Source organism: Nonomuraea sp. 3N208 (assembly GCF_052245935.1).
Lineage (GTDB): Bacteria > Actinomycetota > Actinomycetes > Streptosporangiales > Streptosporangiaceae > Nonomuraea.
The window spans coordinates 102,866-116,619 of sequence record NZ_JBQQBR010000010.1 but is presented as its reverse complement, the minus strand read 5'-3'; the positions used below and the strand labels follow the sequence as shown (position 1 = coordinate 116,619).

Genomic DNA, 13,754 nt, shown 5'->3' with positions numbered 1-13,754 from the left:
CGGGCCGCTCGGCCGGTAGCGGTGCTCACATACATCATCAGACGGCTGATCGGCGCGATCGCGATGCTCATCGTGATCAGCATGGTCACGTTCGGCATCTTCTACATCGTGCCCCAGTGGGCCGGGGCCACGCCGGAGGCCCTCGCCTCGCGGTACGTGGGCCGCGCGGCCACACCGGAGACGGTGCACCTGGTCGCCCAGAAGCTCGGCTTCTACGACCCGGTGGTCGTGCAGTACGGCCGGTTCCTCAAGAGCCTCGTCTTCGGCGCCGAGTACGACTACGGCGCGGGGGTCGAGCAGTGTCCCGCACCGTGCTTCGGCTATTCCTTCATCACCGGCCAGCCCGTCTGGCCGGACCTGATCGACCGCCTGCCGGTGACCATCTCCCTGGCCATCGGCGCCGCCCTCATCTGGGTCGCGGTCGGCATCGGCGTGGGCGTGCTGTCCGCGCTGCGCCGCGGCAGCTTCTTCGACCGCCTGTCGATGGGCACCGCGCTGGCCGGCGTGTCGCTGCCCATCTTCTTCACCGGCATGATCACCCTGGTCATCTTCAGCTACGGCCTGGGCTGGACCGCGCCCGGCGGCGCCTATGTCCCCTTCACCCAGAACCCGGCGCTGTGGGCCTACGACCTGCTGCTGCCGTGGATCACGCTGGCGTTCCTGTTCGCGGCCGGCTACGCCAGGCTCACCCGGGCGGGGATGCTCGAGACCATGGGGGAGGACTACATCCGCACCGCCCGCGCCAAGGGCCTGCGTGAGCGCGAGGTCATCGTCAAACACGGCCTGCGCGCCGCGCTGACGCCGGTCCTCACCCTCTTCGGCATCGACTTCGGCCTGCTCATCGGCGGCGCCGTGCTCACCGAGACCACCTATACTCTGCCCGGGCTCGGCCAGTACGCCATCCTGGCCATCAGGAACCAGGACCTGCCGCAGGTCATGGGCGTCGTCCTCATGGCCGCGCTGTTCGTTGTGATCGCGAGCCTGGTCGTCGACATGCTCTACGCCGTGGTCGACCCGAGGGTGAGGTTGTCATGAGCTTCCTTGACGTCAAGGATCTGAAGATCCACTTCCCGACCGACGACGGTCTGGTCAAGTCCGTCGACGGGCTGTCGTTCGGCGTCGAGCGCGGCAAGACGCTCGGCATCGTGGGCGAGTCCGGCTCCGGCAAGAGCGTGACCAGCCTCGGCGTGCTCGGCCTGCACAAGGGCGGCCGTGCCAGGCTCTCCGGCGAGATCTGGCTCGACGGCGAGGAGCTCATCGGCGCCTCCGCCGAGCACGTGCGCGGGCTGCGCGGCAAGAAGATGGCGATGATCTTCCAGGATCCGCTGTCGTCGATGCACCCCTTCTACACGGTCGGCCACCAGATCATCGAGGCCTACCGCATCCACCACAAGGTCACCAAGCAGGTGGCCCGCAAGCACGCCATCGACATGCTCGGCCGCGTCGGCATCCCCGAGCCGGCCAGGCGCGTCGACAGCTACCCGCACGAGTTCTCCGGCGGCATGCGGCAGCGCGCCATGATCGCGATGGCGCTGTCGTGCGACCCCGAGCTGCTCATCGCAGACGAGCCGACCACCGCGCTCGACGTGACCGTGCAGGCCCAGATCCTCGACCTCATGGTCGACCTGCAGCGCGAGTTCAACTCCGCGCTCATCATCATCACCCACGACCTGGGCGTGGTGGCCCAGGTGTCCGACGACATCCTCGTCATGTACGGCGGCAAGTGCGTCGAGTACGGCTCCGCCGACGACATCTTCTACCGTCCCGAGCATCCCTACACCTGGGGCCTGCTGGGCTCCATGCCCCGCCTCGACCGCGAGCCCACCGAACGGCTGCTGCCGATCAAGGGCTCCCCGCCGTCGCTGATCAACGTGCCGCCCGGGTGCGCCTTCCATCCCCGCTGCCCGTTCGCCGAGCGCACCGACGGCAGGGCCGACACGGAAGTGCCCGCGCTGGCCGAGACCGAGGGCGGTCATCTGGTGCGCTGCCACATGAGCAGGACCGAACGGCGGACCCTGTGGGAGACCGAGATCAAGCCAGTGCTGGAGACCCAGTGAGTGAAACCGAGCTGCTTCTTTCCGTGCAGAACGTGGAGAAGCACTTCCCCGTGACGAAGGGCCTGTTCAAAAGGCAGGTCGGCGCGGTCAAGGCGGTCGACGGGATCAGCTTCGACGTGTTCAAGGGCGAGACGCTCGGCCTGGTGGGCGAGTCGGGCTGCGGCAAGTCCACGACGGGCCGGCTGGTCACCAGGCTGCTCGAGCCCACTGCCGGCAAGGTCGTCTTCGAGGGCCAGGACATCACGCACATGGGCCAGGGCCGGCTCCGCCCGCTCCGCCGTGACATGCAGATGATCTTCCAGGACCCGTACTCGTCGCTCAACCCCCGCCACACGGTCGGCGCCATCGTCGGCGCCCCGTTCCGCATCCAGGGCGTCAAAACCGAGCACGGCGTCAAGAAGGCCGTCCAGGACATCCTGGAGCTCGTCGGGCTCAACCCCGAGCACTACAACCGATACCCGCACGAGTTCTCCGGCGGCCAGCGGCAGCGCATCGGCATCGCCCGCACGCTCGCGCTCAAGCCCAAGCTCATCATCGCCGACGAGCCGGTCTCCGCGCTCGACGTGTCCATCCAGGCCCAGGTCGTCAACCTGCTGGAGGACCTGCAGAACGAGCTCGACCTCACCTATGTCGTGATCGCCCACGACCTGTCAGTGGTGCGCCACATCAGCGACCGGGTCGCCGTCATGTACCTGGGCAAGATCGTCGAGATCGCCGAGCGCAAGCGGCTCTACAACTCGCCCATGCACCCGTACACCAACGCGCTGCTGTCGGCCGTGCCCGTGCCCGACCCGAAGGTCCGCAAGGACCGCGAGCGCATCCGGCTGGCCGGCGACGTGCCCAGCCCGCTCAACCCGCCGCCCGCCTGCCGCTTCCACACCCGCTGCTGGAAGGCGCAGGAGATCTGCAGAACGGTCGAGCCGCCGCTGGAGGAGCTGGCCAGCGGCCACCGCGTCGCCTGCCACTTCCCGGAGAACGCCCCGGAGGTCGCCAAGGAGACCCCCGCCGCGAAGTGAACCCGGCTGGGGCTCAGGACAACGCGCCCGGGGTGATCAGCCCCGTCTCGTAGGCCAGCACCACCGCCTGCACGCGGTCCCGCAGCCCCAGCTTGGTCAGCACGTTGCCGACGTGCGTCTTGACCGTCGTCTCGCTCACCACGAGCTTGGCCGCGATCTCCGCGTTGGACATGCCCTTGGCGATCAGCCGCAGCACCTCCAGCTCCCGCTCGGTCAGCCGGTCCAGCCGCGCCGGCGCGGCCTGCTCGTACGCCGACGGCAGCCGCGACGCGAACCGGTCCAGCAGCCGCCTGGTCACGCTCGGCGCCACGATCGCGTCGCCGGCCGCCACCACCCGGATCGCCTGCACCAGCTCGTCCGGCGGCACGTCCTTCAGCAGGAACCCGGACGCGCCCGAGCGCAACGCCTCCACGATGTACTCGTCCAGGTCGAACGTCGTCAGCACCAGCACCTTCGGCACGTGCGCCGCCGGCGCCGCCTCCCTGACGATCCTGCGGGTCGCCTCGATGCCGTCGATCCCCGGCATCCGGATGTCCATGAGCACCACGTCGGGCAGCAGCGCCCTTGTCTGCTCCATGGCGGCCTTGCCGTCCCCGGCCTGCCCCACCACCGTGAGGTCGGGCTCGGCCTCCAGGATCAGGCGGAACCCCGTGCGTAGCAGCGGCTGATCGTCCACCAGCAGCACTCTGATCGTCATTGTCCGTCCTTCAACGGGAACGTCGCCCGCACCTCGAAACCGCCCCCCGGCAACGGACCGATGCTCAGGATTCCACCATAGAGTGCCACCCGTTCGCGAATGCCGACCAGACCATGCCCTGACCTTATGGGCGGATCCGGCGCGCCCTTTCCGTCGTCCTCCACCCGTACGTCCAGCTCTCGCGGTTTGTGCCGGACGGTCACCACCGCCTCCGCACCCGCCCCCGCGTGCCGCAGGCTGTTCGTGAGCCCCTCCTGGACCAGCCGGTAGGCGGCCAGGTCCACCCCCGCGGGCAGCGGCCGCGACTCGCCCTCCACCAGCAGCCGCGTCGGCAGACCCGCCTCCCGCATCTGCTCCACAAGCGCGGGCAGGTCCTGCACGCCCGGCTGCGGGCCCAGCTCGGCCCTGGCGTCGGTACGCAGCACGCCCACGATGTTGCGCATCTCCGCCATCGCCATCCGGCCCGTCTGCTCGATCGTCGACAGCGCCTCGCCCGCCAGCTCCTGATCGGAGGCCAGCACCCGGCGCGCCGCCGCCGCTTGCACGATCATCACGCTGACGTGGTGGGCGACCACGTCGTGCAGCTCGCGGGCGATCCTGGAGCGCTCCTCGGCGCGGGCGGCCCGCGTGTCGGCCTCGTGCGCCCGCTCCAGCCTGGACGCCCGGTCCTTCAGCTCCTCCAGGTACGCCCGGCGCAACCGCAGGCTCCGGCCCGCACCCCACACCGCCACCAGCACCACCAGGACCATCACATGGTCGGTCCAGCTCGTCGCGCTGACCGGGCCCGCCGCCGCCCCGAAGGCGTAAGCAGCCAACGACACCGCCAGCCCGGCCAGCGCCATCGCCAGGCCCCGATGCGAGGCCACGGAGTACAGCAGCACCAGCCCGGCCAGGCCCGGCACGCCGTTGCCGTACCCGGACGCCGTCGCCACCGCCTCCGCCGCCAGGCCCGCACACAGGGCCGCCAGCGGCCACCGCCGGCGGACCGCCACCGGCACGCACGCCAGCACCACCAGCGCCATCCCGAGCGCGTCTGGGGGACGCAGGCCCTCCACCGGCAGGCCGTCGGCTGCGAGCCGGTCGGGGTCGTAGGTCATGAACAGCACGACCGACGCGACGGCCACCACCCCGGCTAGGACCGTGTCGTGGAGCCTGGTTCGGTCGATGTGCACGGCTTCACTGTAAGACCAGGTGAAAGCCCATAACCTCCTCCCTCGGGAGGATTACCCGGCCTACACCTCCTCGCCGATGCCCGTCACCCGCTCCAGTGGGACGCTCCGCTGATTCGGGGCGGCGTCCCGTCGGCTCTGGGTGCCGTGTCGGGCGTGGCCCCACGCTGGGTGAGCGCCTCGGCCGTCACAGCTCGTCGGTGGCCGAGCGGCGGCTGCTGCGGACCGTGTCGCCGGGCCGGCGGTCGGGGACCGGGGGAGGGTTGCCGCCGAACTCCGGGCACAGCGCCTGATGGTCGCACCAGTCGCACAGCCGGCTGCGCCGGGCCCGCCACTCGCCGGTCTCCATCGACCGCGCGATCGCCGCCCACAACGCCATCACCTTGCGCTCGGTGGCCAGCAGGTCGCCCTCGTCCGGCGCGTACCGCAGCACCTCGCCGGCCCCGCCCAGGTAGACCAGCTGCAGCAGCCGCGGCACCTGCCCGCGCAGCCGCCACAGCACCAGCGCGTAGAACTTCATCTGGAACAGCGCCTTGGCCTCGAAGTCCGGCCCCGGCGCGCTGCCGGTCTTGTAGTCGACCACCCGGACCTCGCCGGTCGGCGCCACATCGAGCCGGTCGACGTAGCCCCGCAGCATCAGCCCACCGTCCAAGACCGCCTCCACGTAGAGCTCGCGCTCGGCCGGCTCCAGCCGCGTCGGGTCCTCCAGCGTGAAGTAGCGCTCCAGCATGCCGCGGGCCTGCGTCAGCCACTCGCTCTGCTCGGCGTCGTCGGCGAACATCTCCGCGTATTGCGGGTCCTCCGCCAGCAGCCGCGTCCACTGCGGCTCCAGCAGCTCCAGCGCCGCCTGCACGGAGCGGCGCGGCGCGGGCAGGTCGTAGAGCCGCTCCAGGACCGCGTGGACCACCGTGCCGCGCACCGCCGCCTGCGAGGGTCTCTCCGGCAGCTGGTCGATCACCCGGAAGCGATAGAGCAGGGGACAGGTCATGAAATCGCCCGCCCGGGACGGGGAGAGAGCTCCAATGATCACCGGCTCGGTCAATGTCATGCACCGCACTCTAGGTCAAGGCCCCGACAGAATAGGCTCCCGCGAAACGAGGTTCACGTGCCGCGGCGCGTAGCATCAAGGGCAGCGACACCACGTACCGGCGGGAAGACCGCGATATTGCGGGACCCCGGCGGCAAGGACGTTCAAGGAGTGCGGTGAGCGAGCAGACCCCGCGGCAGGAGTTCTCCGGCATCCGGATGGGGAGGCCATTCGGCATTCCGGTATACGTCTCGTGGACGTGGTTCCTCGTGGCGGCCTTCATCACTGTGATGTTCGGGCCGCGGATGCAATACATGCTGCCCGAGCTCGACAGCACCGCCGCGTACGCGGTGGCGTTCTTGTTCGCGGTGCTGCTGTACGTCTCGGTGCTGCTGCACGAGCTGGCGCACAGCGTCCTGGCCAAGTGGTACGGCCTGCCGGTGCGCAGGATCACCCTCTACCTCCTCGGCGGCGTGTCGGAGATCGAGAAGGAGCCGCCGACGCCGGGCAAGGAGTTCGCGATCGCCGCGGCCGGGCCGGCGCTGTCCCTCGGGCTGGCCGGGCTGGGCCTGGCCGCCGACGTCTTCGTGATCAACGGCGGCGGCATCGTCGAGGCGCTGACCTGGCAGCTGTGGTTCGCCAACCTCATCGTCGGCGTGTTCAACCTGCTGCCAGGCCTGCCGCTCGACGGCGGCAGGATGCTGCGCGCCGGCGTGTGGAAGCTGACCAGGAACCCCGGCTCCGGCACCATCGTGGCCGCCTGGGGCGGGCGGGTGCTGGCCGTGCTGCTGGTGGCGTTCCCACTCGCGACCGCGCTCACGGGCGGCCAGGAGATCGACTTCACCGACCTCGTGTGGCCGCTGGTGCTGGCCTCCTTCATCTGGATGGGCGCCACCCAGTCGCTGCGCGTGGCCAAGATCAGGGCCAGGATCCCGAAGGTCAACGCGCGCGCCCTGGCCCGCAGGGCGATCCCCGTGACCGCGGAGACGCCGCTGGCCGAAGCGCTGCGGCAGGCCGCCGAGCGCGGGGCGGGCGCCCTCGTCGTGGTCGACCACGACGGCCGGCCCCTGGCGATCGTGAACGAGGCCGCGGTGCAGGCCACTCCCGATCATCGCCGCCCCTGGGTGAACGTCGCCTCCCTCGCCAAGTCCCTCGAGCCCACCATGGTGCTCGACGCCGACCTGGTCGGCGAGCCGCTCATCGACGCCATGCGCGAGGCCCCGGGCAGCGAATACCTGCTGGTGGAACGCGGCGGCGAGGTCTACGGAGTGCTTACCACGGCCGATGTGAACCGGGTTTTCACCGGCGTCTGATTTGTCCCACTCGTTTAAGCGGCGGCCCCCGGATAGGGTCGTGTCCAGCAGTTTCGGGCGGGCCGGTTTGGACTCCGGCGATTTCTGCGATGCGACGACTGGCCGATAGTGTTCGGTTTGGCCAAACTTGCACAGTTAAGGGGTTTGTTGCGGTCCACCGGTTCACCGAATCGAGACGACGGGGGCAGCGACACGCCCTCGCCGTCTGGGTATGCGTATGGCTGGTGGGCCACCGCAAGCCAGCACAGCAGTGTGGGTGCCGTGACATCGCCGGCTTCCGGGGAGGAGAGTTGAGTGACCGAGCGCAGCGAGGGCACCAATGAGCGCAGCACGGTCGTCATGAGGGAGGACGCATGACCGACCACGGCTTCGGAACGGTGCGTCCGCTTCCTGGAAATGGACTGGTCGCCTACGTGGGCGGGCTGCTGCTGGTGTGCGACCCGGGCGAGGCCACCGCCGACAGCCTGCTCGAGGCGCTGCGCGAGACGGCCGCCTCCGGCGGTGACGGCAGGGCGCTGGCCCGCCGCGCCGCGCAGGTCCTTGCGGCCAACATGGCCGGCGACCCCGCCACGTGCGCCGTCGCGGGCGCCGTGAGCGGCGGCGTGGCCGTGCTGGTCAGCGGCTCGGCGTCGGCCACCATCGGCACTTCGTCGGGCGAGACGCGCCTGGCCGGCAGCGACTCCTTGACGTGGGCCGACCGGCTCGTCACCGGCACCGTCGAACGCGTCGAGCTGAGCCTGCCCGGAGCCGGCAGCCCCCACCCAGCCGTCCGCTTCGAGGGCGGCGTGATCCACGGCGGCGGCCTCGTCGGCGACCTCACCGACCAGCCGTCCGTGCCCGCTCCGTCCCGGCCGCTGACCAGCGAGATGCCGGCCACGGCATTCCACTTCGAGGCCGACCTGATCCAGCCTGCCGCACAGCAGCAGGTCGAGCGGCCTCCGTACCCGTTGGCCGACCAGCCGCCGGTCCTGCAGGGGCAGCCCTCTGGCCCGCAGCCCGCGCCCCCGGCCGTGGAGCAGCCGCCGCCCTACCAGCCGCCGCAGGACCAGCCCCAGCCGCCGTACGTGCCGCACCAGGAGCAGTCCCCCTACCAAGGCCCGCAAGAGCAGCCTCACTATCAGGGTTCGCAAGAGCAGCCCCCCTACCAGCCGTCGCACGAGCCGCCGCCCTACCAGCCGCCGCAGGACCAGCCTCCTTACCACCAGCAGCAAGACCAGCCGCCGCCCCTGCCGGATCAGCAGCAGTTCCCGTCCTACGACGAGCAGCCGCCCTCCGGCAACGGCGTCGGCGAGCCGCAGGTCCCGCAGCACATGGGCCCGCCGGAGCACTTCGACCAGCCCCCGCCGCCCCTGCTCGGCCCGCCCGACCACTTCGACCACCCGGGGCCGCCGCCCCAGGAACAGCAGCAGCAGCAGCCCGAGCACGGCGACCGCCCGCTCGTCTACGGGGTCGACTGCAAGAACGACCACTTCAACGACCCCCGCGTGCCCTACTGCGCCGTCTGCGGCATCGCCCTGGTGCAGCGCACGCTCGTCCCCTACAAGGGTCCGCGCCCCTCGCTCGGCGTCCTCATCCTGGACGACGGGACCGCGCTGCCGCTGGAGACCGACTACCTGCTCGGGCGCGACCCAGAGCGGGCGCCCGAGGTGGCCGGGGGCACCGCCAGGCCCGCCAAGGTGACCAGCCCGGACGGGTCGGTGTCGCGGCGGCACCTGCGGGTGGCGCTGGACGGGTGGGACGTCAACCTGGTGGACCTGGGCTCCGTCAACGGCACCCAGATCCAGCCGCCCGGCGATCCCAACTTCTACGACATCCCGCCGAACGAGCCCGTCACCATCGCGCCGGGGACCACGGTCCGCGTGGGCGTCTCCCGTACGCTCCGCTTCGAGGCGCACCGAGGGTAGGGCGGCCCGTCACGCCGACCGAGTCCCCGGGCCCATGGGTCCGGGGACTCGTGCGTGTGCGGGCACAATGTCTGGCCGCGATGATGTGGTGGGCTTCGCACCTGCCGCGCGTCCGCGGCCAGACCCGGGCTGGGGATCGGGACGCGCTCGCGGCCTGGCGCGCAACGCCGGCTCTGTCAGAGCGGCGGCCGAAGTGTGCGGCGCTCGGCGAGAGGCAGACGGGTCTGCGCGGCCTGGAGGCACGAGTGGGCGCTGCCCTGGCGCAGGCGGACAGGCGGCGGGTCGGCGGTGCCCAGGGCAGGGGTGCCCGCGGGCTGTGAGGGCGGTCCCGGGCGCTGGACCAGCGGGACCTGGGGAAGGACGCCGGCACCGGTGCAGGGCCGTGATGGTGCAGGCTGTGGCCGGCGGAGGTGCTGCAGGCGGCCGGTGGGGTGCGGGCCCTCCCCGCTTGGTGGGGCGGTCGCTCAGGAGCTGGGTGGGGTCAGGAATTCGCGGGCGCCGCGGAGGCGGGTGCGGAGCCGGCGTTGTGTCGCCGTGCAGTCCAGGCGGACGTCGTACGGCCCGGGCAGGGCCGTGTCGGCGCGGCGGCCGGTGGGCAGGCGGCCGGCGTCGAGGCCGTCCCTGCGGGCGATCAGCACCCCCAGCTCGTGGCGGCTCAGCGCGTCGGGGCCGGCCAGGTGCCACATGCCCGAGTCCCCGCGGACCGCCAACTCCATGAGCGCCGCCGCGAGGTCGGCGACGTGCACCGGGCACCTCACATCGTCTGTGAACAGAGCCCCGTCCCCGCGCCCTGCGGCGAGCCTCCGCACGAACGCCTCGTGCGGGGATCCGCCGCGCCCGATGATCAAGGACGTGCGGGCGATCGCGGCGCCGGGCAGGATGGCCCGCACCGCCGTCTCCGCGGCCGCCTTGGCGGCGCCGTACGGGTTGACCGGGTCCGGCACGCACGTCTCGTCGTAGCGGGGCGCGGAGCCCGAGAAGACGGCGTCGCTGGAGACGTGCACCAGCCGCCCGCCAGCCGCCGCCACGGCCAGGGCGAGGTGCGCCGCGCCGTCTGCCGTGGCCGTCCAGTCCCGCTGCCGGTACGCCGCGTTGATCGTCACCTCCGGCCCGAACGCGCCGGCGACGGAGGCGGCGTCGGCACGCGAGCGCACGTCCAGAGGCAGCCACGCGACCCTTGGGAGCTCTCCGGCCCGGGTCAGGTACGTCGCGCCCACGTCATGACCCGACGCCACGCACAAGCGTACGAGCTCGCCTCCGAGAAAGCCGCTCCCACCCACGATGAGAATCCGCATGAATCGCCACCTTCCGTCATTGCCGCCCCCGTAGAACAGCCTGTTTCGTCAGCCCATCTACACACAAATACGACATATCCGGCTTGGGTGCCCGCACAGTGACCGGAAACCTGACGGAGGCCGATGGTCGGCCGGACCAAGGGCCGGGACCCCCGGGATCCAGGGGCTCGCCGCCGCGGGGACGCGGCACAGGGGGAGCGGCGCGGGGCATATTCCGCCGTCCCAGTAAATGTTCCGACCAGCGTAGAGAAATCGCCAAATAACCGAAAAATCATCGGAAAATGTGGTCGATTGAAACGACCTCATACTCGCATTACCGGCGCATTACCGCCCGGCAACCGGCCACCCCTTTCCCGGCCATCCGGACGACCCCAACGCTACGCCGGCCGGAAGGCCCGGATGCCCCGCAGCATGCGTACCGCCGCCTCCAGCCCGCTGGCCGCCTCGAGCGCCCGCGCCGCCGCCGTCGCGAACCGGCCCAGCAGGTGCTCGTCCGCGTCCCCGAACCCGCGCCCCGCGACCCACACGAACGTGTGCTCCCGCGCCATCACCGGCACCGGAGTGGCCAGGAACCCCGGCTCGCCCACGGCCGCGTCACGGGCCAGCCGCAGCGTACCCGCCGACACCGCCAGCTCCTTGAGCACCCCTGATTCCGTCAGCCAGCGGCCCACCCGCAGCGGATCCCCGGGAGGGGCGTGCACGTGGACGGGCAGCGCCTCCCGCCGCAGCGGGTCCACCCGTACGAACCCCGCGTAGGCCGTGCCCGCGATGGCGGCGGCAGTGCGCGCCAGCCGCTCGACGAGGTCATCGGCCTGCAGACAGGAGAAGTCGGCGACGAGTTCACGCATGGCGACATCGACACGGTTGTACGGCATCGCGGTGATCCCTCAAGCGGAGGCGGCGAGATCGCGCGGCCCGGTCGCGCGACTCGAGTGCGGGTGTCCCGACTATCACCCCCGATGGGGCCCTTGACTAGCCCTCAACAGGAAATCCGAATTTTTCCCCTTTCGGTCCCTGGGCGGGACCCGCCGTATGGCCGGCCAGGAGAGCCGCCGCGACTGGTCGCGGCCGGGCCCACGGCACGTCTACGACGAGCGCAGCCGCGCCCACGCCACGTCGTCCACCCGCCCGCCGTCCGCCTTCGGGAACAACTCCCGGTGCACGCCCTCCCTTTGGAACCCGGTGCGTTCCAGCACCCGGTGCGAGGCCACGTTCCCCGACTCGGTCCCGGCCACGATCCGGTGCAGCGCCGTGTGCGCGAACGCCCAGTCCACCAGCAGGTTGACCGCCCGCGTCATGAACCCCTTGCCCCGGAAGTCCGGCACCAGCGAATAGCCGATCATCGCCTGCCCCAGTGCCGGCAGCACCTGCGTCAGCTGCACATGCCCCGCGAACGCCCCAGAGGCCGCGTCCCTGATGGCCAGCTCGATCCGTTGCCCCGACACCCACCAGTAGCCGGTGTAGCGGCAGCGCCGCTCGTCGTCCTCCATCGTGCTCGGCGGCATCATCGAATAGGCCGCCACGCTCGGCTCGGTCACCATCCGGTGGAAGTCCGCGGCGTCCCCGGCCGCCAGCGGCTCCAGCCGCACCACGCCGTCGGACAGCCGCCCGTCCTCGAAGAACGGCAGGTACGGCTCCGCGGCCCCCACCACGTCGCCCTTCAGCCTGGCGAAGGTCACCAGGTCGACGTACCGGCCGTCGCGCATCGACTTGGCATCCCTCCTGCGCCCCTCCTCGCGGAAGCCGCTCTTGTACGCCACCCGCAGGCTCGCCACGTTCTCCACCGCCGTCTGCAGCTCGACCCGGCGGATCCCGTGGTCGAACACCCAGTCGGTGACCGCCCTGGCCGCCGTTGAGGCCACGTCCTTGCCCCGCGCCCACGGCGCCACCACGTAGCCGATCTCGGCCACGCCCCAGGGGTCCGGCGGCCGGACGCCGACGGAGCCGACGTACTGGCCGTTCTCGCTGATCGCGAACTCCGCGCCGCCGGCCTCCCACTTGGCCGCCGCCATCGCGAAGTAGTCGCGCGCGTCCTCCACCGCGTACGGCGACGGCAGCGCCGGCAAGAACCAGGCCGTCACCGGATCGCCGCAGGTCTTGACGATCCCCTCGGTGTCGCCCTCCACGGGAGGCCGCAGGATCAGGGGTCCGGAGGAGATCACGTCACGCGGGAGCATCCCCCATAGATATCGCGCGTCCGGACGTGCTCGAAAGCCCTATAACCTTGCCGCCATGGGTTTCCGCAGGCATGGGCCTTTCCAGGCGGGGGATCAGGTACAGCTCACCGACCCCAAGAACAAGCGCCACACGATCACGTTGAAGCAGGACGGCGTCTTCCACACCCACAAGGGCGCCATCCCGCACAGCGACCTGATCGGGCAGCCTGAGGGCTCCGTCGTGCGCTCCTCCGGCGGCACCGCCTACCTCGCCTTCCGCCACCTGCTGCAGGACTACACGCTCGCCATGCCGCGCGGCGCGGCCGTCATCTACCCCAAGGACGCCTCGATGATCGTCGGCATGGCCGACATCTTCCCCGGCGCCCGGGTGATCGAGGCCGGGGTCGGCTCGGGCGCGCTGACCTGCTTCCTGCTGCGCGCCGTCGGCCCCGACGGGCACGTGACCTCGTACGAGCGGCGTGAGGAGTTCGCCGACGTGGCCCGAAAGAACGTCGAGAAGTTCTTCGGCGGGCCCATGGACGACAACTGGCGGCTGGTCGTCGGCGACCTGGTCCACTCCATCGACGAGGTCGACGTCGACCGCGTCATCCTCGACATGCTCGCCCCGTGGGAGTGCGTCGACGCCGCCGCCAAGGCGCTCACCCCGGGCGGCGTGATCTGCTGTTACGTGGCCACGACCACACAGATGTCCAAAACCGTCGAGGCCATCCGCGATCACGGGTGTTTCACCGAGCCGCATGCGTGGGAGACCCTGATTCGCGACTGGCATGTCGAAGGGCTCGCGGTAAGACCCGATCATCGGATGATCGGCCACACGGGCTTCCTCGTCACCGCCCGCCGCATGGCGGACGGCGTGACGCCCCCGCCGCGACGCCGTCGACCGAAGGGGACCACTGAAGAACTATGACAATTTGGCCACGAGGGTGCGTTCGTGCGTGACACGGGAACAGATTGCCGTGTTCCTATGCTGGGAGTATTAAACGCACTATTGGGGATTATTCACCGAACACTGAATGTCACTCTACGAACACTGCCCGGCCAGGTTACGGAGGGGCCCGAGATAGGTAAGGTCCTAAGTAGTCGCCCTCGACTGGGAAGG

Annotated in this window: 12 protein-coding genes; 6 read left to right on the top strand and 6 right to left on the bottom strand. The window is 70.8% G+C overall.

Annotated elements, in window-relative coordinates:
* Window positions 1-21: 21 nt before the first annotated feature.
* The 3 genes from ACTWPT_RS17300 to ACTWPT_RS17290 are packed head-to-tail and all read left to right on the top strand — an operon-like array spanning window position 22 to window position 3,073.
* Entirely contained in the window at window positions 22-1,035 is a 1,014-nt protein-coding gene (locus ACTWPT_RS17300) for an ABC transporter permease (RefSeq protein ID WP_443178402.1), read from the top strand.
* A complete protein-coding gene (locus ACTWPT_RS17295) occupies window positions 1,032-2,057 on the top strand; it encodes an ABC transporter ATP-binding protein (RefSeq protein ID WP_443178401.1) in 1,026 nt (341 codons plus the stop codon). Before ACTWPT_RS17300 ends, ACTWPT_RS17295 begins: the two co-directional genes overlap by 4 nt.
* The gene (locus tag ACTWPT_RS17290; RefSeq protein WP_443178400.1) at window positions 2,054-3,073 is read left to right on the top strand and encodes an ABC transporter ATP-binding protein; all 1,020 of its coding nucleotides are present in this window, start codon (window positions 2,054-2,056) and stop codon (window positions 3,071-3,073) included. Before ACTWPT_RS17295 ends, ACTWPT_RS17290 begins: the two co-directional genes overlap by 4 nt.
* A 13-nt stretch (window positions 3,074-3,086) precedes the next feature.
* Here ACTWPT_RS17290 and ACTWPT_RS17285 read toward each other — a convergent pair whose 3' ends face one another.
* From ACTWPT_RS17285 to ACTWPT_RS17275, 3 genes are all read right to left on the bottom strand, one after another.
* Window positions 3,087-3,770, bottom strand: coding sequence for a response regulator (locus tag ACTWPT_RS17285; RefSeq protein ID WP_443178399.1), 684 nt, complete (start codon window positions 3,768-3,770; stop codon window positions 3,087-3,089).
* Window positions 3,767-4,942, bottom strand: coding sequence for a sensor histidine kinase (locus ACTWPT_RS17280; protein ID WP_443178398.1), 1,176 nt, complete (start codon window positions 4,940-4,942; stop codon window positions 3,767-3,769). Before ACTWPT_RS17280 ends, ACTWPT_RS17285 begins: the two co-directional genes overlap by 4 nt.
* A gap of 184 nt (window positions 4,943-5,126) precedes the next feature.
* Complete coding sequence (locus tag ACTWPT_RS17275; protein WP_443178397.1) at window positions 5,127-5,987, bottom strand: RecB family exonuclease; 861 nt, start codon at window positions 5,985-5,987, stop codon at window positions 5,127-5,129.
* A gap of 155 nt (window positions 5,988-6,142) precedes the next feature.
* Here ACTWPT_RS17275 and ACTWPT_RS17270 point away from each other — a divergent pair, with 155 nt between their 5' ends.
* Together ACTWPT_RS17270 and ACTWPT_RS17265 are read left to right on the top strand one after the other, a co-directional pair.
* On the top strand, window positions 6,143-7,279 hold the full coding sequence (locus tag ACTWPT_RS17270; protein WP_443178396.1) for a site-2 protease family protein: 1,137 nt from the start codon (window positions 6,143-6,145) through the stop codon (window positions 7,277-7,279).
* A 353-nt stretch (window positions 7,280-7,632) separates the two neighbouring features.
* On the top strand, window positions 7,633-9,183 hold the full coding sequence (locus tag ACTWPT_RS17265) for an FHA domain-containing protein (RefSeq protein WP_443178395.1): 1,551 nt from the start codon (window positions 7,633-7,635) through the stop codon (window positions 9,181-9,183).
* A gap of 464 nt (window positions 9,184-9,647) precedes the next feature.
* Here ACTWPT_RS17265 and ACTWPT_RS17260 read toward each other — a convergent pair whose 3' ends face one another.
* The 3 genes from ACTWPT_RS17260 to ACTWPT_RS17250 form a co-directional block, all read right to left on the bottom strand.
* Window positions 9,648-10,478 (bottom strand): SDR family oxidoreductase, encoded by an 831-nt coding sequence (locus tag ACTWPT_RS17260; protein WP_443178394.1) that lies wholly within the window; start codon window positions 10,476-10,478, stop codon window positions 9,648-9,650.
* Between the two features lie 377 nt (window positions 10,479-10,855).
* Window positions 10,856-11,353: a hypothetical protein gene (locus tag ACTWPT_RS17255; protein ID WP_443178393.1), complete on the bottom strand. Its 498-nt coding sequence runs from the start codon at window positions 11,351-11,353 to the stop codon at window positions 10,856-10,858.
* 210 nt (window positions 11,354-11,563) lie between these two features.
* Window positions 11,564-12,655: a GNAT family N-acetyltransferase gene (locus ACTWPT_RS17250; RefSeq protein WP_443178392.1), complete on the bottom strand. Its 1,092-nt coding sequence runs from the start codon at window positions 12,653-12,655 to the stop codon at window positions 11,564-11,566.
* 55 nt (window positions 12,656-12,710) lie between these two features.
* On the opposite strand from ACTWPT_RS17250, the gene ACTWPT_RS17245 reads away from it, so the two are divergent.
* On the top strand, window positions 12,711-13,562 hold the full coding sequence (locus ACTWPT_RS17245) for a tRNA (adenine-N1)-methyltransferase (RefSeq protein WP_443178391.1): 852 nt from the start codon (window positions 12,711-12,713) through the stop codon (window positions 13,560-13,562).
* The last annotated feature ends 192 nt before the right edge of the window (window positions 13,563-13,754 follow it).

Bases quoted from the DNA above. Each gene is read 5' to 3' on its own strand.
- ACTWPT_RS17295 (WP_443178401.1), top strand. From the start codon at position 1,032: ATGAGCTTCCTTGACGTCAAGGATCTGAAGATCCACTTCCCGACCGAC.
- ACTWPT_RS17285 (WP_443178399.1), bottom strand. From the start codon at position 3,770: ATGACGATCAGAGTGCTGCTGGTGGACGATCAGCCGCTGCTACGCACG.
- ACTWPT_RS17275 (WP_443178397.1), bottom strand. From the start codon at position 5,987: ATGACATTGACCGAGCCGGTGATCATTGGAGCTCTCTCCCCGTCCCGG.
- ACTWPT_RS17265 (WP_443178395.1), top strand. From the start codon at position 7,633: ATGACCGACCACGGCTTCGGAACGGTGCGTCCGCTTCCTGGAAATGGA.
- ACTWPT_RS17260 (WP_443178394.1), bottom strand. From the start codon at position 10,478: ATGCGGATTCTCATCGTGGGTGGGAGCGGCTTTCTCGGAGGCGAGCTC.
- ACTWPT_RS17255 (WP_443178393.1), bottom strand. From the start codon at position 11,353: ATGCCGTACAACCGTGTCGATGTCGCCATGCGTGAACTCGTCGCCGAC.
- ACTWPT_RS17250 (WP_443178392.1), bottom strand. From the start codon at position 12,655: ATGCTCCCGCGTGACGTGATCTCCTCCGGACCCCTGATCCTGCGGCCT.
- ACTWPT_RS17245 (WP_443178391.1), top strand. From the start codon at position 12,711: ATGGGTTTCCGCAGGCATGGGCCTTTCCAGGCGGGGGATCAGGTACAG.